General features: G+C 63.7%; 18 protein-coding genes, 1 tRNA gene and 1 pseudogene. 6 read left to right on the top strand and 14 right to left on the bottom strand.

What is annotated here, in order from left to right; translation table 11 throughout:
- Window positions 1–249 precede the first annotated feature (249 nt).
- From NKJ04_RS17925 to NKJ04_RS17945, 5 genes and pseudogenes are all read right to left on the bottom strand, one after another.
- Window positions 250–924: pseudogene (locus tag NKJ04_RS17925) on the bottom strand (cysteine hydrolase family protein).
- Window positions 925–960: 36 nt separating this feature from the next.
- Window positions 961–2,685, bottom strand: a complete 1,725-nt coding sequence (locus NKJ04_RS17930; RefSeq protein ID WP_352442124.1) for an ABC transporter ATP-binding protein — start codon at window positions 2,683–2,685, stop codon at window positions 961–963.
- Between the two features lie 109 nt (window positions 2,686–2,794).
- On the bottom strand, window positions 2,795–4,798 hold the full coding sequence (gene fhuB, locus NKJ04_RS17935; protein WP_352442125.1) for a Fe(3+)-hydroxamate ABC transporter permease FhuB: 2,004 nt from the start codon (window positions 4,796–4,798) through the stop codon (window positions 2,795–2,797).
- Complete coding sequence (locus tag NKJ04_RS17940; RefSeq protein ID WP_352442126.1) at window positions 4,795–5,655, bottom strand: ABC transporter substrate-binding protein; 861 nt, start codon at window positions 5,653–5,655, stop codon at window positions 4,795–4,797. Before NKJ04_RS17940 ends, fhuB begins: the two co-directional genes overlap by 4 nt.
- 25 nt (window positions 5,656–5,680) lie before the next feature.
- A complete protein-coding gene (locus tag NKJ04_RS17945; RefSeq protein WP_352676954.1) occupies window positions 5,681–7,864 on the bottom strand; it encodes a TonB-dependent siderophore receptor in 2,184 nt (727 codons plus the stop codon).
- 215 nt (window positions 7,865–8,079) lie between these two features.
- Here NKJ04_RS17945 and NKJ04_RS17950 point away from each other — a divergent pair, with 215 nt between their 5' ends.
- From NKJ04_RS17950 to NKJ04_RS17965, 4 genes are all read left to right on the top strand, one after another.
- Window positions 8,080–8,871, top strand: coding sequence for an ATP-binding cassette domain-containing protein (locus NKJ04_RS17950; RefSeq protein ID WP_164762277.1), 792 nt, complete (start codon window positions 8,080–8,082; stop codon window positions 8,869–8,871).
- 65 nt (window positions 8,872–8,936) lie between these two features.
- Window positions 8,937–9,902 (top strand): tonB-system energizer ExbB, encoded by a 966-nt coding sequence (gene exbB, locus NKJ04_RS17955; protein ID WP_352676956.1) that lies wholly within the window; start codon window positions 8,937–8,939, stop codon window positions 9,900–9,902.
- 4 nt (window positions 9,903–9,906) lie between these two features.
- Complete coding sequence (exbD, locus tag NKJ04_RS17960; RefSeq protein WP_023811695.1) at window positions 9,907–10,374, top strand: TonB system transport protein ExbD; 468 nt, start codon at window positions 9,907–9,909, stop codon at window positions 10,372–10,374.
- Entirely contained in the window at window positions 10,371–11,315 is a 945-nt protein-coding gene (locus NKJ04_RS17965) for an energy transducer TonB family protein (RefSeq protein ID WP_023811696.1), read from the top strand. Before exbD ends, NKJ04_RS17965 begins: the two co-directional genes overlap by 4 nt.
- A 150-nt stretch (window positions 11,316–11,465) precedes the next feature.
- Here NKJ04_RS17965 and NKJ04_RS17970 read toward each other — a convergent pair whose 3' ends face one another.
- The 6 genes from NKJ04_RS17970 to NKJ04_RS17995 all read right to left on the bottom strand — a co-directional run bounded on the left by NKJ04_RS17970 (window position 11,466) and on the right by NKJ04_RS17995 (window position 15,140).
- Complete coding sequence (locus tag NKJ04_RS17970; RefSeq protein WP_031213427.1) at window positions 11,466–11,786, bottom strand: hypothetical protein; 321 nt, start codon at window positions 11,784–11,786, stop codon at window positions 11,466–11,468.
- Window positions 11,787–11,907: 121 nt separating this feature from the next.
- The gene (locus NKJ04_RS17975; RefSeq protein ID WP_352676958.1) at window positions 11,908–12,165 is read right to left on the bottom strand and encodes a hypothetical protein; all 258 of its coding nucleotides are present in this window, start codon (window positions 12,163–12,165) and stop codon (window positions 11,908–11,910) included.
- Window positions 12,166–12,169: 4 nt separating this feature from the next.
- A complete protein-coding gene (locus tag NKJ04_RS17980; protein ID WP_023811699.1) occupies window positions 12,170–12,424 on the bottom strand; it encodes a hypothetical protein in 255 nt (84 codons plus the stop codon).
- Between the two features lie 67 nt (window positions 12,425–12,491).
- Window positions 12,492–13,454 (bottom strand): SagB/ThcOx family dehydrogenase, encoded by a 963-nt coding sequence (locus tag NKJ04_RS17985; RefSeq protein ID WP_352556058.1) that lies wholly within the window; start codon window positions 13,452–13,454, stop codon window positions 12,492–12,494.
- A 530-nt stretch (window positions 13,455–13,984) separates the two neighbouring features.
- Complete coding sequence (locus tag NKJ04_RS17990; protein ID WP_352676960.1) at window positions 13,985–14,734, bottom strand: helix-turn-helix domain-containing protein; 750 nt, start codon at window positions 14,732–14,734, stop codon at window positions 13,985–13,987.
- A gap of 330 nt (window positions 14,735–15,064) precedes the next feature.
- Window positions 15,065–15,140 (bottom strand) — tRNA-Ala (locus NKJ04_RS17995).
- A gap of 260 nt (window positions 15,141–15,400) precedes the next feature.
- Between NKJ04_RS17995 and NKJ04_RS18000 the strand changes: the two genes are divergently transcribed.
- Together NKJ04_RS18000 and NKJ04_RS18005 are read left to right on the top strand one after the other, a co-directional pair.
- On the top strand, window positions 15,401–15,691 hold the full coding sequence (locus NKJ04_RS18000; RefSeq protein WP_023811703.1) for a YggT family protein: 291 nt from the start codon (window positions 15,401–15,403) through the stop codon (window positions 15,689–15,691).
- A gap of 13 nt (window positions 15,692–15,704) precedes the next feature.
- The gene (locus NKJ04_RS18005) at window positions 15,705–16,022 is read left to right on the top strand and encodes a DUF167 family protein (RefSeq protein ID WP_023811704.1); all 318 of its coding nucleotides are present in this window, start codon (window positions 15,705–15,707) and stop codon (window positions 16,020–16,022) included.
- A 17-nt stretch (window positions 16,023–16,039) separates the two neighbouring features.
- Here NKJ04_RS18005 and NKJ04_RS18010 read toward each other — a convergent pair whose 3' ends face one another.
- From NKJ04_RS18010 to NKJ04_RS18020, 3 genes are read right to left on the bottom strand one after another with little or no spacing between them, the layout of a single operon-like run.
- Window positions 16,040–16,921, bottom strand: coding sequence for a MurR/RpiR family transcriptional regulator (locus tag NKJ04_RS18010; protein WP_013528979.1), 882 nt, complete (start codon window positions 16,919–16,921; stop codon window positions 16,040–16,042).
- A gap of 10 nt (window positions 16,922–16,931) precedes the next feature.
- On the bottom strand, window positions 16,932–17,999 hold the full coding sequence (locus NKJ04_RS18015; RefSeq protein ID WP_352676963.1) for an ABC transporter ATP-binding protein: 1,068 nt from the start codon (window positions 17,997–17,999) through the stop codon (window positions 16,932–16,934).
- 2 nt (window positions 18,000–18,001) lie between these two features.
- On the bottom strand, window positions 18,002–18,736 hold the full coding sequence (locus tag NKJ04_RS18020) for an SDR family oxidoreductase (protein ID WP_352677061.1): 735 nt from the start codon (window positions 18,734–18,736) through the stop codon (window positions 18,002–18,004).
- Between the last annotated feature and the right edge of the window lie 104 nt (window positions 18,737–18,840).

The raw sequence follows: 18,840 nt of genomic DNA on the forward strand, positions 1-18,840 counted from the left end.
AGACGCGCGCAACGGGCTGAGTTCTGGCCTACAAAGCTATTCCGGTAACGCCGAGATCCTTCACACCCCCCTCTGGCCTGCCGGCCATCTCCCCCGCAAGGGGGGAGATCGACAGCTTCACCCGCAGCGCTCGTCTTGCCACGTTGGCGATTAGTGAAAGCCGAGATGACAGCCAATCTCCCTCCTTGCGGGGGAGATGGCCGGCAGGCCAGAGGGGGGTGCTGTCCCGCCGGCATTGATCTTGGCGCCCTAACTCGCCATGCCCGACAATCGCGACAAGCCTTCAATGACAGCGCTGGAATCAGCGAGCGCGCCAAAGACGCCATCCTCAACCGTCACCATGTGAAGCGCTGCTTCGTGCGCTTGTCTGTCGCCGCTGGCGCAAGCGTCCGAGATCGTCAGGCATTGGAAATTCCGGTCGCAGGCTTCGCGCAGCGTGGTGTGGACGCAGACATCCGTCGTGCATCCGGAAAACATGAGATGCGTGATGCCTTGCGCGCGCAGGACAAGCTCGAAATCCGTATAAATGAAGGCGCTGTTGCAGGTCTTGTCGACAATGATGTCCTGCGGCGCCACATCGATCTCCTGAACGATCTGGAACCCCGTGCCCGAGCGCAGCAGGATATCGGTGCCGTCGAGACCGGCGCGCTTGCGGCGCCATTTTTCGTAAGGCGTCATATCGGCCATATCGGCCCGCTAGCCCTGCCTCGTGTGGATGACCCTGACGCCGGCCTTGCGCGCGGCCGCGATCAGCCGGCTCACCGTCGGCAGGATCGCCCTTAGAGGCGACGGGTCATAGCCCTGCCTGGCGAAGTAGCCTGATGTCGAAAGGAAATCCTGCTGCAGGTCGATGACGATCAGCGCGGTGTTTTCGGCCACCAGCCTGCCGTCATAGGGGAAATCGAAGGGCGTTGCCTTGATCATCCGGGGCTCCCTGCTTTGGGCCGCCACCATAGTGGATCAGCGCGACGACACCAGATGCTGGGCGTCGTGCAGGCGCCGATAGATGCCGCCGGCGCGGAGCAGTTCGCTGTGCGAACCCTGTTCGACGACGCCGGACTCCGAGACGACGACGATGCGGTCGGCGCCGCGGATCGTGGCCAGCCGGTGTGCGATGACCAGCGTGGTCCGGCCCTCGGCAAGTTCGGCCAACGACTTCTGGATTTCGCGCTCGGTCTCGGTGTCGAGCGCCGACGTCGCCTCGTCGAGGATGAGGATCGGCGGGTTCTTCAGGAACATGCGGGCGATCGCCAGCCGCTGCTTCTGGCCGCCGGACAATTTTACGCCGCGCTCGCCGATGATCGTGTCAAAGCCGGCCGGCAGGCCCGATATCATGCCGTCTAGCTGCGCCCGCCGCGCGGCATCGGTGATGGCCTCGTCGGAGGCGCCGAGACGGCCATAGGCGATGTTTTCGCGGATCGAGCCGCCGAACAGGAAGACATCCTGCTGGACGATGCCGATCTGGCCACGCAGCGAAGCGAGCGTCATGTCCCTGATATCGATGCCGTCGATGCTGATCCGCCCGGCGCTGACTTCGTAGAACCGCGGCAGCAGCGAACATATGGTGGTCTTGCCGGCGCCCGACGGGCCGACGAAGGCGATGGTTTCGCCGGCGTGAATGGCGAGATCGATATCCCTGAGCACCGGCTTGCCGTCACCATAACCGAAGCTCACACCGCGATATTCGATGTCGCCCTTGAGCCCGCTGGCGGTAACGGCATCAGGCCGGTCGGCGATGTCGGGTTCGGTGTCGAGCAGCTCGGTGTAGCGGCGGAAGCCTGCAATGCCTTTTGGATAGGTCTCGATCACCGAATTGATCTTTTCGATCGGCCGCACGAAGACGCCGACCAGAAGCAGGAAGCCGACGAAGCCGCCATTGCTCAGGCCTCCCGTAATGACGAGGTAGCTGCCGGCGATCATGACCACGAGCTGGATCAGCCTGATGCCCATATAGTTCAGGGAATTGCTGGCCGACATGATGCGGTAGGCGTCGAGCTTGGTCTGGCGGTAGCGCTGGTTGTCATGCGCGAAAAGCGTGCGCTCATGCTCCTCATTGGCGAAGGCCTGGACGACGCGCATGCCGCCGACATTCTCCTCGATGCGGACGTTGAAATCGCCGACACGCCGATAGAGCGCCTGCCAGTTGCGCTCCATGCGGTCGCCGTAGCGCATCGTCACCCAGGCGATCAGAGGCACGATCACCGCCGTGATCAACGCCAGATGCATGTTGACCGTGAACATCAGCACGAAGGCGCCGGCGAAGGTCATGATGGCGATGAACAGGTCCTCGGGGCCATGATGCGCGATCTCGCCGATCTCCTCGAGATCCTTGGTGACGCGGCCGACGAGATGGCCGGTCTTGTGATTGTCGTAAAAGCGGAACGACAGTTTCTGCAGATGATCGAAGCTCTTGCGCCGCATCTCGGTCTCGATGTTGATGCCGAGCATGTGGCCCCAATAGGTGACGACCGCCATCAGCACCGTGTTGAGCAGATAGATCACCAGCAGCCCGGTCGAGGCGATGATGATCAGCGTCCAGTCCTGCTGCGGCAGCAGCTGGTCGACGAAGGTGCGGACCGCCATGGGAAAGCCGAGTTCGAGCAGACCGGCCAGCACCGCGCAGGAGAAGTCGAGCGCGAACAGCCCCTTCCAGGGCGCGTAGTAGGAAAGGAAACGTCTGATCATCGAGGTGAACCGCAAGCTGTCTTGATGGACGCGGCGAGGGCGCCGGCCGCCATCGATGGGCGCTGCTTACAATCGGCAGGGCAGGGCCGGCAATATGCCAGGGCCGACTTCATTGCCTGCCTTTCCACATCAGCGCCATGAAATAGGGGCCGCCCACGAAGGCGGCGATGAGGCCGGCCGGCACTTGCCAGGGAAAGATCAGCGTCCGCCCTGCCCAGTCGGCGGCAACGAGGATCAGCCCGCCTGTCATGGCCGAGGCCAGAAGCTGCGGCACGGCGCGGCGGAAGCCGAGCATGCGTGCGAGGTGCGGCGCCATCAGGCCGACGAAGCTCAGCGGGCCGATGACCAATGTCGCGGTTGCGGTGGCTAATGCGGTGAGCGCAAGCAATGTGGCGCGAACACGTCCCAGTCGCAGGCCAAGGCCACGCGCGGCGGTTTCGCCGAGCGGCAGTATATCGAGCCAGCGCGCGGTCAGCGGCGCCAGCGCGAGGACGGCGACCGCGACCGTTGCGGCGGTGAGGGCATCATTGGGTGTTGCGCGATAGGTCGATCCCGACAGCCAGGTGAGCAGGAAGTCCATGCGCGGATCGCCGCTGGCCAGAAGCAGCGCGGCGAAGGCGGACGCGACCGTCGCAACGGCGACGCCGGCAAGCAGCAGCCGTTCCGGCGACAGGGCATTGCGCCGCCCGGTCAAAACAACGATCGTCAGCGCCAGCATGGCGCCGGCGAGGGCGGCGCCGAGCATTGCCGCGCGGTTGAAGCCGTCGCTGAGCAACAGCAGCGCCAGCACGCCGAAAGAGGCGCCGCCGGAAATGCCCAGGACCTCGGGCGCGGCCATCGGGTTGCCGGTCATGCGCTGCATCAGCGTGCCGGCGACGGCGAGCAGGACGCCCGCCGACAGGGCGACGACGACGCGAGGCGCTCGCAGAGCAAGCAGCTCGGTCAAATCCTCGGATGCGATCCAGTGCCAACCGCTTGCGCCACGGCCAAAGCCGATGGCGAGAACAACCGCGAGGATGAGCGCCAGCAGGCCCGCGATCAACGGCAGGCCGTTTGACGGCAGGCGTACCGACGACACCATGTCGGTCTGCCTTTCGGGAGTGGTTCGCATTCGCGGCAACAGGAACAGCAGCAGCGGCGCGCCGAGCAAAGCGGTCGCGGTGCCGGCGGGGATTTCGCCGGCGAACGGCAGATGCTGCACCAGACGGTCGGTGAGCCAGAGCAGGGTGCCGCCGCCCAGCGGCGACCAGACCAGGCGGCGGCCAAGCGTGCGCGCTCCGGCCAGCCGCGCCAGCGCCGGGGCGGCGAGCGCCACGAAACCGATGACGCCCACCTCGGCGACGACCAGCGCGCTGAGCGAGACGGCGACAGCCATGCCGGCAAGGCGGATGACGGCCGGCCGGGTGCCGAGCGATGCCGCGCCGTCGTCGCTGAGATCGAGCAGCCGGAGGGGTCGCCAGAGCAGGAACGCGGCGCAGATGCCGGCCAGCAGCCACGGCGCCAGAGCAACGACCTCCGCGTCGCCATTCTGCACCAGCGAGCCGCTCTGCCAGATGAACAGCTCCTCGGTGTATTCGCGGTTGAGCGCCATCAGCAGCGCGCCGGCCGAGCCGAAAGAGAGGCTGACGACGAGGCCGGCGATGATGATCGACACTGGCGAAAAGCTGCGCCCGCGCGCCAGTGCGAAAACGGCTGATGTGGCGAGCGCGCCGCCGGCCAGCGCCACGCCTTCGCGCCCACCTTCCAGCAGCCACGGCGCGTAAAGAGTGGCGGCCGCCAGAGCGAGGCTCGCTCCGGCATTGGTGCCGATCGTGGTCGGCTCGGCCAGCGGATTGCGCAGCACATGCTGCATGATGGCACCGGCGAGACCAAGTGCAGCGCCGGCCAGCATGCTGACAGCGACACGCGGCAGGAAGGCATAGCGATACAGCAACTGCGCTGGATCGGATGTGTCGGGGGCGGTGAGCGCCTGCCACCACAGGTGCGTAGGCAGAAGGTGGATGAGATCGAAGACGGTCAGCATCAGCGCCAGCCCCGCAGGCACGGCTACCAACAGGATAAGCGCGCCGATGCCGTCGCTCTGTCGCGGCAGGGACATTGCCTGGGCGATCATGCCGCTGCCACGAATTCGGCGAAACGCGCGGCAGCAGTGAGACCGCCGAACGGCCAGACCGGCGGAATGGTCCGCACTTGGCCGTTCCGGACGCAGGGCAGATTGGCCCAGAGCGAGCTGCGGGCAATCCTGATCCTGATGTGCGGCGGGATAGGATCGAGCGAGATCAGCTGCGCCTTGCCGACGGCGACCAGTTCCTCGATGCCGACCGTCGAAAAACCCCATTCATTGGTGGCGCCGGTCCAGGCGTTGACGAGGCCGAGCCGGTCGAGGACATCCTGCAGCAGGTTGCCGGCGCCGTAGACGCGGACATGGCGATCATCGAACATGCTGACGACGCAGACCGGTTTTTGCACCGCCCGCTCCAGCCTGGCGCGGGCGTGCGCGATCGAGGCTTTGATGCGCCCGACAAGGTTTTCTGCTTCCGCCCCACGGCCAAGCATGTCGCCAAGCTGCAGCGTCACCTGTTGCGCCTGCGCGTAAGGTGGAGCCTTGCCGCTGTAGAACGGAACGTTGAAGGTCGGCGCCAGTCTGGTGAAGCTGCTCTCGTCCAAGCCATAGCCATAGGCGCCGACGATCAGGTCGGGTCGCAATTCCCTGAGCAGTTCGAGATTGGGTTCGCCGCGCGATCCCAGGTCGACGGTGGCCTGCGGCAGTGCCGGGCCCTGCACCCAATCGCCATAACCCCTGATGTCGCCGACGGCGAGCGGCGACAGGCCGAGCGAGACCACGATTTCGGCCGATGTCCATTCCAGGCAGACGACGCGGGCAGGTGCCGCGCGTGCCATGCCGCCCGGCAAGGCGAGGCCGGTCGCGGCGAGGCCGGCAAGATACTGGCGCCGTGTCAGCGCCGCCATTTTGGGTCGGCCCGCCACCTTGCTTCTACCATGTGTATTTCACCGAACCGTTGATCCTGCGGCCCTCGCCGTAGAAGCAGCCGAAGCCCGAGGAGAAGCAGGAGGCGACGTAGCGTTTGTCGAACAGATTGCTGGCATTGAGGCTGAGCGTGGCGTTCTGCCAGGCGTAATGCACCGCCGCGTCGGCGAGCACGACCGACGGAACCTTGAAGCTGTTGGCGTCGTCGCCATAGGTCGAGCCGACATAGCGGACGCCGGCACCCAGGCCGAGACCTTCGAGCTTGCCGCTCATGAAGGTGTAATTGGCCCAAAGCGATGCGGAATGGGCCGGCACGCCGAAGGGCATGTTGCCTTCGTTGCTGACCCAGACGCCGTTGACGTCTTCGACAGCGGTCGCCTTGGTGATCTTGGTGTCGAGGTAGGTGTAGGCCGCTCTCAGATCGAGGCCCGCATCCAGGCTCGCCACGGCTTCCAGTTCCACGCCGCGCGAACGGATCTCCCCGGTCTGGAACAGATCGTTGGGTGAGCCCTCATTGCCGGAACGCACGACATTCTGCCGGGTCAAGTCGAAAACTGAGGCCGTGATGAAGGAATTCCAGCCGGTCGGCTGGTACTTCAGCCCGATCTCGTATTGTCTGCCGGTCTCGGGCACGAACAGATTGCCGTCGCTGTCGGCGCCCGCCACCGGCTGGAACGATTCGGAATAGCTGACATAGGGCGCAAGCCCGTTGTCGGCGAGGTAGACGAGCCCCGCCCGGCTGGTGAAGGCGTTGTCCTTCTGCTCGGGAATGTAGCCACCGGCCAGATTGTCGTAGACCTTGGCGTCCGACCAATCCTGGCGGCCGCCAAGGGTCAGCCGCCAGTTGCCGAGCTTGATCTGATCCTGCGCATAGAGGCCAACTTGCTGCTGGGTGGTGTCGGTATCGGTATAGGGCGTCAGATCACCGATCTTGTAGCCGTAGATCGGATCGAAGACGTTGAAACCGTCCTCGACGGTCCCTTCCGAGGCATAGTCGCGGTAAGTGTAGCGTTTGTAGTCGAGGCCGACGAGCAGCGTGTGGGCAAGCGGCCCGGTGTCGAAATCGGCTTGTGCCTGGTTATCGATGGTGACGCCGCTGAGCTTGGTGCCACCGGCATCTGCATAACGGTAGTAGTCGCCGCTTGAAGGTTCCAGGCCGTTCGAGTCCGTCAGTCCGCCACCAAAGACGCCTTCCTCGGAGTGGGTAAGGTGGACGTAGCGGGCATGCTGTCGAACCTGCCAGGTTTCGTTGAAACGGTGATCGAATTCGTAGCCGATCGAGGCCTGGTCGTTGTTGTAGGAGTCGAAGCCGGGTTCGCCGACGAACATGCTGTTCGGCAGGTACTTGCCGTCCTTGCCCGGTATGACCGCGCCGTAGGCAGGCAGATACTGCATCGCCCATCCCGAGCGATCGCGCTGATAGTTGGCGAGGATGGTCAGGCTGGTGTCGGCATCTGGCTGCCAGGTGATCGCCGGCGCGATGAAGATGCGGTCGTCCTTGACGAAATCGGTCTGCGTGTCGCCCATGTGAGCGGCACCGGTGAGGCGAAACAGCAGCGACTTGTCGGAGTTCACGGCACCGCTGAAGTCGAACCTGCCTTCATACCGGTTGAAGCTGCCACCACCGAATTCGACCTCGCGCAGGTTTTCCTCGGTTGGCCGTTTGCTGACATAGTTGATGATGCCGCCGGGGCTTGCCTGGCCATAAAGCACCGACGCCGGTCCGCGCAGCACCTCGTAGCGTTCCGCGCCATAGGAATCGAGTGCGGTGAACAGGGTGAAATTGCTCTCCTTGAGCTGCAGCCCGTCCCTGTAGAAGACGCCGCTGGCGTTCGAAATGCCGCGCAACTGCAGGCCGAGGCCGCGATTGTCGGTGCCGTAGAGATTGCCGGTGGCGCCGGGTGTGTAGCGCAACGCGCTGTTCAGGCTGTCGACGGCTTGCGCTTCCATCTGGTCCCTGGTGATGACCGATATCGATTGCGGCGTCTCGATCAGCGGCGTGTCGGTCTTGGTGCCGGTGGAGCCCTTGGTGGCAACGTAGCCCTTAACCGGCCCGAATGCGCTTTCGACACGTTCCTGGACGTTGATCGGGTCCAGGGTGGTGGTGACCGTCTCCTGGGCCAGTGCATGGCCGCAGCCAAGCAGGGCCGGCAGCGACACCGTTGCGATCAGCAGGCGCTTGCGCGCCATCCGGTTCTGCCAAATCGGTCCATGTCCTGAAATCATCCGGTGCGCCTCCTATTTCCCAATTCCGTGCCGATATCGCCGGTCGCGACGATTTGTTGATCATTGCAGTCATCTTCAATGTTGACTAGTAAGGTCATGTTTCATAGTCAACCGGGCATGACCTGTCGAAAGCCGGAATCTGGAAATGCGGGCGGCCGCACTGGAGAAAAGCCATGAGCATGGCTGGAATTGATGCCCAGACTGCCTTCCATATCGATGCCGTACGCTTTGCCGTCGGCGAGCGGACGCTGCTCGGTCCGGTTTCGCTCGAACTGGAGCGCTCGCGCGTCTATGGGCTGATCGGCCACAATGGTTCGGGCAAGTCGACGCTTATCAAGCTCATGGCGCGCCAGCAGCCGGCGAGTTCAGGCGCCATCACTTTCGCCAGGCGTCCGTTGCCGCAATGGGGTGCCCGCGAATTTGCCCGCGCGCTTGCCTATCTGCCGCAGACGACGCCTGCGGCGACCGGCCTGACCGTGCGCGAACTGGCGACGCTCGGGCGCTATCCCTGGCATGGCGCGCTTGGCCGTTTCCGCGCCGAGGACAGGCAGCATGTCGAGGAGGCGCTGGCCCTGACCGATATGGAGGGTTTTGCCGACCGGCTGGTGGACGAATTGTCGGGCGGCGAGCGCCAGCGCGCCTGGCTCGCCATGCTGGTGGCGCAGAACGCCGGCGTCATGCTGCTCGACGAGCCGATCTCGGCACTCGACATCGCCCATCAGGTCGAGGTGCTCGGGCTGGTCAAGGAGCTCAGCCGCAAACGCGACCTATGTGTCGTCGTCGTGCTGCACGATCCCAACATGGCGGCGCGCTACTGCGACGAACTGATCGCGCTGAAGGACGGCAAGCTGCTGACGCGCGGCACGCCCGGCGAAATCATGCGCAGCGATGTGCTGAAAGGCATTTTCGGTGTGGAGATGGGCGTGTTCGCGCACCCCGTCACCGGCCAGCCTGTCGGCTATGTGCAGTGACAATATCTGATGCGGCGGCGGGAAATAAAAGGCGGCAGGCCGCTGTGAGAACAAGGAAGAAGCTGTTGTCGAGAACTGGTTTGTTGGCGGCGTTGGTCGCATCCGTCATCCTGTCGGCCGGCAGCGCGATGGCCCAGGAGCAACCCGCCGGTGCCGCGCCGGCGGTCGAAGCCTCCGCCGTGCCCGCAGCCCCAGCGCCGATTGCACCCGCACCCGCCGCACCGGCAGGCGCTCCGCCGGCCACAATGGCGCCTTCGCAGCCAGGCACGCAGCCGAATACGGCCGCGCCGGCCGAGACCGGACCTTCGACGGCGATGGAGATCACCTTGCCGCATGACCTGTCGCCATGGGGCATGTTCATGGCGGCCGATATCGTCGTCAAGGCAGTGATGATCGGGCTGGCCTTTGCCTCCCTCGTCACCTGGACGATATGGTTGGCCAAGTCGCTGGAGCTTCTCAGTGGCAAGCTGCGCATCCGTCGCGCCGTGCGGGCGATCGGCGGGGCCGCCACGCTGAAGCAGGCCAGCCGTACCCTCGACCGCAGCGGCGGCCCCGGCGCGCTGCTGGTGCGGGCGGCCGAGGAGGAGACCGCACTCTCGGCCGGCGCGCTCGATCATGTCTCGGGCGACGGCCTCAAGGAACGGGTCACGTCGCGCCTGTCGCGCATCGAGGCGGCGGCGGCGCGGCGCATGTCGCGCGGCACTGGCGTGCTGGCGACGATCGGCTCGACAGCGCCCTTCGTCGGCCTGTTCGGTACGGTCTGGGGCATCATGAACGCCTTCATCGGCATCTCGCAGGCGCAGACCACCAATCTCGCAGTGGTCGCGCCGGGCATCGCCGAGGCGCTGCTGGCCACCGCGATGGGTTTGGTCGCGGCAATACCGGCCGTCGTCATCTACAACGTCTTTGCCCGCTCGATAGCCGGCTATCGGCAGGTCCTCGCCGATGCCTCGGCCGGGGTCGAACGGCTGGTCAGCCGCGACCTCGACTTCCGTACCGTCGCGCCGGCAACGCCACTGGCGGCGGAGTAGCGCCATGGGAAGCAGAATCCGACAGACCATGGATGACGATCTCGAGGAAAGCCACGAGATCAACGTCACCCCGTTCATCGATGTCATCCTGGTGCTGTTGATCATCTTCATGGTCGCGGCACCGCTGGCCACGGTGGATGTCAATGTCGACCTGCCTGGTTCGACCGCAACGCCCGCGCCGAGGCCCGAGACACCGCTGTTCCTGACGCTGAAGGACGATCTGACGCTGGCGATCGGTAATGACAGCGTGCCGCGCCCGGCTTTCGCCACGACGCTGGACGCCAAGACCAAGGGCGACAAGCAGACACGCATCTTCCTGCGCGCCGACAAGGCGGTCGCCTATGGCGACCTGATGGAGGCGATGAACCTATTGCGCGGCGCCGGTTATCTGAAGATCGCGCTGGTCGGCCTGGAGACGGCTCCCGCGTCCAATTCTCCGGCGCCCGCAGCCACGGGTGCGCCGACGCCATGACGCAGGCGGTCGCTGTGCCCTCGGTCCAGTTGTCGCGCTTCGGTTGGCGCGACCTTGGCTTGTGGGCCGGTGCTGCCGCGCTGGTCCTTGGAGCCCATGTCGCGGTCGCCTATGCAGTGCAGAACCTCACAATGGTCACCGAAGCGGATGGCGGTCCCCCCCCCGCGCAGATGATCGAGATGGCACCGATGGTGGTGATGCCGGCCGTGGAAGAACAGGTCGCCGCGCTGGATGCGGTGACGCCAGATCAGACCGAACCGACACCGACGACCGAGCCGACACCTGAAGAACCGGTCGAAAAGGCGGAGCCGGTTGTCGAGCCGCCGGAAGCGGTCGCGCCAGACGAGACCCAACCCACCCAGACCGAAACGGCTGAAGAGGTCGATCAGCCGCCGCCGGACGAGGTCGTCCCGGATGTTGTCGAGGCTGTCACGCCAGACGTCGTCATTCCCTTGCCGCAGCCGAAACCGGTCGAAGCTGTCAAAGACAAGAAACCGGTCGCGGCCAAGGCGAAAAAGCCTGTCGAGAAGCCCAAGCCGCGGCCTAAGAAGGAGAAGGCGCCCCCGCCGAAGACGGCAACCGCCGCCAGCGCCGACGCACGGCCTGCGGCCAGGACCGCCGCGCCGAAGTCGGCGGAATCGACGTCTCGCTCCGGCGACTCCAGCAAATGGGACTCCCGTCTGGGCGCCTGGATCAAGCGGCACACGCGCTATCCCAGCTCTGCCAAGGCCCGACGCGTCGAAGGCAGGCCGTATGTCGCCTTCACGGTCGACTCGTCCGGCCGGGTCCTGTCCGCCAGGCTCTCTCGTTCCTCGGGGGATGCGGATCTGGACCGTGCGGCGCTCGCCGTGCTGCAAGGCGCCACGGTGCCGGCACCGCCACCGGAACTTGGTTCGCGTCTGAGCCGTACAGCGCCGTTCGTGTTCAGCCTGCGCAACTAGAGCATTCACCGTTTCACGGAAACGGCGAGCTGCTCTAACTCTTTGTTTTGACGCAATTCTCTAGGGAAAGCGCTACGCGCTTTTCCCGGGAAAACCGCTTCACACTTTTCCTAGAATTGCTCTAGAGCCGAACTTGATCGGGCCGGCCTGTCAATAGGCCAGTGACAGGCTCAGGGCCTCGACCTGTTCGAGATAGAATCGGCATTTCGTGCGCAAGGGCCCGAGGCCCGGGTCATCGGCGCCGTTGATCTCGACGGTCTGCATCATGAAGTCGAAATGGGCGTGGAAAGCGTCCACTGTACCCCAGAGACTGTCGGCCTGGCAGCTGTCGGCAATCGCCATCGAGACGAGTTGGCGGGCCTCGACCCGCGCGGCGTCAGGCGACGGCGGCCGCCTGGCGATCAAGACGTCGAGCCGGCTGAAAATGCTTTCCCTGGCATCGACGCTTCTGATGTTGGCTATCATGTTCATGTGCAGGTCCCCCTTGGCATTCCAGACGCGCAATAGGTTCCGGTCCGAAATTGAAAAACTGGTGATCAGAGCATTTTCAGCGGCGCCAATGAACGCGTCGCGTTTGGGCGGGCGACATGCATCAAGCTTGAGCGACCGACCGCCGGTCCTGCGGGCAGGATGCAATCAGGGCCGGGATGGCGGTTGCATCGGAGGGATGGCCCCTGATGATGTTGGCGACCTCGGCATCGGCCTGCTCGAACCAGTAGACCATGTCGGCGCGGCGCAGGTCCGTCGCGGCCTTCTTCAGCAAGGGCAGCAGGCTTTGCAACGCGCACAGTGTCTCCCACCGGTTTGGGGAGGTCGAGCCGGCCACCGCGCATGCGGCTGACGCTTGCATGTCGCTACGCTCTCCGTGGCTGGACGGCCCGAGTGTCTTTTGCCTGCGCCTTGGGGTGCAGCGGGTTGCCGCTGAGCTGCGCATGCCTGGCCGGCCGTGCGCCGCGAAGAACGTCGAAGGCCTCTGCATAGGCCATGCCGAGCAGATAGGAGATCATCGGAAAACGGCTGGCTTCGGCCATTTGCACGAGCTCATTGGTCATCGACGAAATATATTGAAGACTATCGATTTCCGACTGGCGTAAGGATTGATTTGGCACGTGCTGCTCCTGTCTCTGGTTATACCTAGGGAACGCGTTACTGGCCGCGATACACATAGTTGGTCGACTAATTGATGGATTGGCCCGCCGTCGAGGGATCTCTTTCCGGGGTCGAGAGGGTCAAGGCATAGATCGGTGCGTCGGTGAAACTGTCGAGACCAAGCAACCGCTTGATCGCGGAATGACTGAGCGCGGCTGTCGGACATGCCGACAGGCCATGGTTGGTCGCCGCCAGCATGATGTTCTGGCCGATATGGCCGGCCTCGATCAGCACGACACGATAGGCGTTGGCGTCCTCATATTTCCACATCGTGCGATCGAGCTTGGCGCAAAGCAGGACCAGGCACGGCATGGCGTTGGCCCACTCCTGTCCGCCGACCAGTTCGGAGATCTTCGGCAGATGGTTTGCGGAAATCCTGCCAAGGTCGTGATCCGCGGCGGAATAGTGATAGACACCGGGTTCGAGGCCATCGACGCCGAGCGCGACCACATAGGCCTCATAGGGATTTCGCGCGCCGCCTGAAGGGGTCATGCCGAGTGGCAGGGTGCCAACGCAATTGGCGGTCTCGCCGATGATGCCGAGCCCTGCAAACAGGCAATCGGAAAGCTGTTTGGCCGTGATGGTGGGTTGAGCCGCCGTGCGGTTGGTGCGGCGCCGCGCCATCAAGCTAAGAAGTTCATTGTCTTCCAGTGCATTCGGCAGCTGGATGGCGCCCGCGGAATTCTTGAGCATGAGGTTCGGCTGCGGCGTATGGCCGGCGCGTTCTATCTGCCGCTCTTCCGCTTGCTCGATGGTCATGTATTCGCTGTCCTGGACGCAGAAATGCATCAGCGCCGTCGGAAGCCCCCAACTCCATTGTCCTGAAAACTGTTCCTCCTGCTCGGCGAGAGGCGATCCGGCTGTGACCAGCGCGGAGAAATCGAGCAACTGGGGAACGACAGCCTTCAACTCGGACTTCGACCATCCATGGGCGCGGGCAATGTCCGCCGTCGATGCCCATTTGTCCCACGATGCGAGAAGGCCGACCATCTCGGGGCTGCATTCAAACACGCTTCTGGTCAGGAAGTTGCATGCCGTGACTTTGTTCGGTCCGGGGTAGAAAACAAGCGTTTTCGAAGAGCGCATTTTCATGAAGCTGGTTGCCATCTGCGGAGCCGAGGCGCCGACAAGCAAGACGCTCGTCGGCGCAGAACGGCTTCAGCGCTTGTTGTAGTGCATGCCCTGCGAAAAGAAGACGGTCTGTGTGCCGGCGGCAATCGTCAGCTTCGGAGCATTGGTCACTTTCTTGGCCATTTTCATCCCTTTCCTGACCCCGATTTGGGATCCGTTGAAAGACCCCCAGAACGGGATCCGCGTGAAGAAAGGTAAGGTCGGAAGAGTTAATGGTTTGTTAAAATTATAGTAAAACCACGAGCCTAAGACGGACCCGTGGATTATCTTTCCTGGCATTAAAGTGTAAAATATCGATTTTATTCAGATACAGAGTAGACAATCGTTGGCATACGCTTTATCGGCGTACGCTTATTCTTATTCGGCGTAAGACACGGCGATCCGAGGGGTTAGCCCAACCCATCCCGGGTGAGGCTGACAACCAGTTGATCGACGCCCGGATCGTCGAGATTGATGACATGCGCCATGCTGATGGCATCCCTTGGGTGGATGTTGGCGATGTCGCGCCGCATGATGACGGACACGAATGCCGGGCCGGCCTCCGTCAGTAGCATGGCCTTGCCCATCAGCACCGGTTCGGAGATGGGAGCCCATTGCACGGAGATCAGCGACGGCTCTCCGGTCTGGCGGCGATTGATGCCGCTGAAATAAATCCAGTTCAGCCGCGAGATCGCCACGCCATAGTGATTGCCGCGCGCCCGTGCCCAGGTCGATCCCCGGCGCTCCGACCATCCGGTGACCCTTCGGAAGGTGACCAGTTCGGCTTCGCGCCTCACGAAGGTCACCGAGCGCATCAGGAGGTCGAGGCGGCCTGGGATCGAGAAATAGGTGAAATAGGTGCCGCCCGCGATCGAAGGACTGGGAGGGCGGATCATCTGGTTGAACAGGCTCTCGGAAACCGGCGGCAGGCCACGCATCGCTGGCTCGGGTGCGCCGGGATCCTGGTACAGTTCGGCCTCGTCGATCCGAAAGTAATCGCATATCAGCTTGGCGGTGGCCTTGTTGGGAACGGTCTGCCCTTGCAGGTAGCGTTCGAACTGCGTGCGATTGATGTGCAGCTCACGGCATACCGCACTTACGGAGGCATGGTCCTTGCACAGCCGTCTAAGGTTTGCAGCGAGGTTCTCGCGAATTGACACGTCTTTGCTTCCGCAGGCGGATTTTTCATTTCGACTCGAAATCCATATAGCGTCTCCGGCCGCCCCAGCCGAAACGCCCTGGTCACAACGCACAGAAAAACTGATTTGGTGGCGTCAATTTAGTGGGGCGGTTTCCAAAAAAAACGGAAACAATCAGTGAGCGCTTCCGCCATAAGTCCAATTGACAAAAGTCTTACCGGATATCGCGAAAACAGGCGGTGCACCCGCGGCCTTTTAAGGCGCGCTGGCACAGCAAATGCCACCCGCGGGGGCAAGCCGGGACGAGCGTCGCGGACTGCATCTGGCGCGGAGAGTGGAGAATTATTCCACTGGTGGAGCTGAGGAGGATCGAACTCCTGACCTCGTCATTGCGAACGACGCGCTCTCCCAGCTGAGCTACAGCCCCGTCCAGCGGATGGGCGCATTTATCGGGCGCCGCGGTTTCCTGTCAAGGCGGAGGTTTGCCGAAATCCAGTGCCGTCAAGCGTCGAGTTGGCGCCGGCGGATAGCGGCCCTTGCCGGTTTTGTGTATTCGCGCCTTCGTTGGGGTGTCGGCGACATGCCGCCCTACAGGTCAGACCGAGCCGGTATTGGCGCCCCCCAGAAAGGCGGCCCTTGCCGGTTTCGCGTGCAATGGCTACATGTCGGCAACAATTGGAGACCGGCATGCTCGCCCTCATTCAAACAATCGTCATGGCGCTTGACCTCTACTGGTGGATCATCATCGCCTCGGCGATCTTTTCCTGGCTCTACGCCTTCAACGTCGTCAATTCGAAGAACCAGTTCGTCGGCAGCATCGGGAACATGCTCTACCGGCTGACCGAGCCGGCGTTGCGGCCGATCCGCCGCTTCATGCCGGACCTTGGCGGCATCGACATCTCGCCGATCATCCTGCTTCTGATCCTGTTCTTCCTGCGGCAGTTTCTGCTCACCACGGTGGCGCCTCTGATCCTGTGAGCAGGATGACCTTATGAGCACGCCGTTTCGCCTGCGCGAAAACGGCGCCGAGCTGTTTGTCCGGCTGACGCCAAAAGCTGCGCTGGACAGGCTCGAAGGCTTCGAGGCCACGGCGGACGGGCGAAGCCATCTGAAAGCGCGCGTCCGCGCCGTACCGGAAAACGGCAACGCCAATCATGCGCTCGAAAAGCTGCTGGCCAAGGCTCTGGGCGTGCCCGGGTCCGCTGTCTCGGTTGTCGCTGGCGGCACCGCGCGGCTGAAGACCGTGCGCATTGAAGGCGATCCGGCGACGTTGGCGAATAGCATCGAGGCGCTCGGCCATCAGTCCTGATGTCCTTGTCGGAGGGTTCAATCGCCCAATGGCAAACGCGGATCGTCGACTTTCAACGTGTTCACGCTCTGCTTGATGCGGCGCAGATTCTCCAGAACCCTTGGTCCGCGCGTCTCGGCGACCGAGGTGACGATCATGTCGACGATCGACAGCAGCGCATAGCGCGACGATGTCGGCTTGTAGATATTGCCGTCCTCGAGCGACTGGAAATGGATGACCGTGTCGGCGACCTTGGCGAGTGCGGAGTCCGGCGGGGTGATGGCGATCGTGGTGGCGCCATATTGCTGGGCGACCTGCACCGCATCGATGACCGATCGCGCATAGCCGGAGACAGAGAAGGCGATCAGCGTGGTGTCAGGGGTGGCGACGGCGGCGTACATGCGTTGCAACTGTCCGTCGATCTGCGCCAGCACCGACACGCCAAGCCTGAACAGCCGGTTCTGCATTTCGGTCGCCATCATGGACGAAATGCCACCGGAGCCGATGCACAGCACATTACCGGAAACAGCGATGCGTGCGGCGACGGCGACCAGCGTCGTCATGTCGAGGTTTTCGCTGGCGCGCTGGATGGCCGATATCGCCGCTTCGGTGATGGCGGAAGCGATGCGCTGTTCGCGGGCATCGCGGCTCAACGGTTCCGGCGACAGATACTGGCCGCCGATGGCGATGGCCTGCGCCAGATAGAACTTGAAGTCGCGCAGGCCCTCGCAGCCGAGATTGCGGCAGAACCGCGTCACCGTTGGCTCACTGACGCCGACGCGGGCGGCAATTTCCGAGATCGCTGCCTTGGAGACGAAATCGAGGTCTGCCAAGACGAAGCCGGCCAGCTTGCGATCCGACTTCGTTCCGTCCTGCGACATCAGCTGCAGGCGCGTGATGATGTCGGCCGGCGTCTTCATGCTGCTATTTTCATAGAGGCAGCCCCGTCGCCTTGTCGAACAGATGGATGTTGCCGGGATCGACCGAGACCGGGAGCAGGTCTCCCGGCCTGACCGGCACCCTGTCACGGAACACGGCACGTACCGTATCAGCACCGATAGCGCCGTAGACATGGGTTTCGGAGCCGGTGGGCTCGACGACATCCACCCTGATCGCCATCGCGTCGACAGCCTCGCCGATGACAAAATGCTCGGGCCGGATGCCAGCCTCCACCGCGCTGTCCGCCGGCACCTGTTTGCCGGCAAGCGCAAGCCGCCCGCCACCGGCCGATTCGAACCAGGTTTTCTCAAGCGCCGCCTTGAGCGAACCGGACACAAAGCTCATCGACGGCGAGCCGAGGAAGGAGGCGACGAACTTGTTGGCCGGCCTGTCATAGAGCTCCAGCGGCGCCCCGACCTGCTGGATCCTGCCGCGGTCCATCACGACGATGCGGTCGGCCATCGTCATGGCCTCGATCTGGTCGTGGGTGACGTAGACGATCGTCGATTTCAGGCGCTGGTGCAGCGCCTTGATCTCGACGCGCATCTGCACGCGCAATTGCGCGTCGAGGTTGGACAGTGGCTCGTCGAACAGGAACACCGACGGTTCGCGCACGATGGCGCGGCCCATGGCGACGCGCTGGCGCTGGCCGCCCGACAGCTGGCGGGGATAGCGGTCGAGATAGGAGAAGAGATTAAGGACGCCGGACGCCTTCTTGACCTTCTCATCGATCACCGTGCGCGTCTCGCCGCGGATCTTCGGGCCAAAGCCGATATTGTCTGATGCCTTCAGATGCGGAAACAGCGCATAGGACTGGAACACCATGGCGATGTTGCGCTGCTGCGGCGGCAGCGCGTTGGCGCACACGCCGCCGATCAACAGGTCGCCGGAGGTGATCGTCTCCAGGCCGGCCAGCATGCGCAGCAAGGTCGACTTGCCGCAGCCGGACGGGCCGACCAGGACGACGAACTCGCCGCTCTTGATATCGAGGCTGATGTTCTCGAGGATCTTGTGCTGCCCGAAGGATTTCGACAGGCCGCGGAACTCGACGTCGGTCATGCTCACGCTCCCAATATGTCGTCGATGAAGGGCAGGCAACCGGCGGTCAGCCCCGCGTCCACGGGCATCACCACGCCTGTTATTCCCGATGCGCGATCGGACGCAAGGAAGGCGACGGCTTCCGCCACTTCCGCGGCGTTGACGATGCGGCCGAGCGGATAGAGCCGCTGCAATTTGCCGAGGATTTCGGGATCCTTGGCAAGGCGATGGTCCCAGGCGGCGGTCCGGATCGATCCGGGGCAGACGACATTGGCGCGCAGGCCGCTGCGGCCGAGCTCGACGGCGATCGCCTTGGCATAGGCGTTGATGCCGGCCTTGGCGGCGGCATAGGCGGGATTGCCGAAATGCGCGATGGCGTTGACCGACGAGATGAAGACGATGCTGCCTGAGCCGCGGCCTGCCATCACCTTGACCAGCGGGTCGGCGAAGTTCATCACGCCGGTCAGGTTGAGGTCGAGTTCCTGCTCTATTCTGTCGGGATCGAGTGCTGAAATCGTCTCGGCGCGCGTCCAGCCGGCATTGTTGACGAGAATGTCGGGCACGCCATCCCGGTCGAGGATCGCGGCGACCGCCGTGGCTATCGATGCCTTGTCGAGAAGATCGAAGACGTGGCGGGAGGCAAGGTGCGGACTGTTCAGCGCCTCGCTTGACTGATCGCAACCGACGACCCTGGCGCCTCTTTGCGCCATCAGCGCCACGATGGCCGTGCCGAGGCCGCCGCCGGCACCCGTCACCACGACGGTCTTGCCCTCGAACTCGGCCCTGCCTTCGAACTTGGCCCTGCCTTCGAACTCGGCCCTGCCTTCGAACTCGGATTGCGAAACCACCGTGCGTCATCCTC

The organism is Mesorhizobium sp. M0618, from assembly GCF_040320765.1.
Classification (GTDB): domain Bacteria; phylum Pseudomonadota; class Alphaproteobacteria; order Rhizobiales; family Rhizobiaceae; genus Mesorhizobium.

Coding starts and splice junctions, on each gene's coding strand:
- NKJ04_RS17930 (WP_352442124.1), bottom strand. CDS start 2,685: ATGATCAGACGTTTCCTTTCCTACTACGCGCCCTGGAAGGGGCTGTTC.
- fhuB (WP_352442125.1), bottom strand. CDS start 4,798: ATGATCGCCCAGGCAATGTCCCTGCCGCGACAGAGCGACGGCATCGGC.
- NKJ04_RS17940 (WP_352442126.1), bottom strand. CDS start 5,655: ATGGCGGCGCTGACACGGCGCCAGTATCTTGCCGGCCTCGCCGCGACC.
- NKJ04_RS17945 (WP_352676954.1), bottom strand. CDS start 7,864: ATGGCGCGCAAGCGCCTGCTGATCGCAACGGTGTCGCTGCCGGCCCTG.
- NKJ04_RS17950 (WP_164762277.1), top strand. CDS start 8,080: ATGGCTGGAATTGATGCCCAGACTGCCTTCCATATCGATGCCGTACGC.
- exbD (WP_023811695.1), top strand. CDS start 9,907: ATGGGAAGCAGAATCCGACAGACCATGGATGACGATCTCGAGGAAAGC.
- NKJ04_RS17965 (WP_023811696.1), top strand. CDS start 10,371: ATGACGCAGGCGGTCGCTGTGCCCTCGGTCCAGTTGTCGCGCTTCGGT.
- NKJ04_RS17970 (WP_031213427.1), bottom strand. CDS start 11,786: ATGAACATGATAGCCAACATCAGAAGCGTCGATGCCAGGGAAAGCATT.
- NKJ04_RS17975 (WP_352676958.1), bottom strand. CDS start 12,165: ATGCAAGCGTCAGCCGCATGCGCGGTGGCCGGCTCGACCTCCCCAAAC.
- NKJ04_RS17985 (WP_352556058.1), bottom strand. CDS start 13,454: ATGGTCGGCCTTCTCGCATCGTGGGACAAATGGGCATCGACGGCGGAC.
- NKJ04_RS18000 (WP_023811703.1), top strand. CDS start 15,401: ATGCTCGCCCTCATTCAAACAATCGTCATGGCGCTTGACCTCTACTGG.
- NKJ04_RS18005 (WP_023811704.1), top strand. CDS start 15,705: ATGAGCACGCCGTTTCGCCTGCGCGAAAACGGCGCCGAGCTGTTTGTC.
- NKJ04_RS18010 (WP_013528979.1), bottom strand. CDS start 16,921: ATGAAGACGCCGGCCGACATCATCACGCGCCTGCAGCTGATGTCGCAG.
- NKJ04_RS18015 (WP_352676963.1), bottom strand. CDS start 17,999: ATGACCGACGTCGAGTTCCGCGGCCTGTCGAAATCCTTCGGGCAGCAC.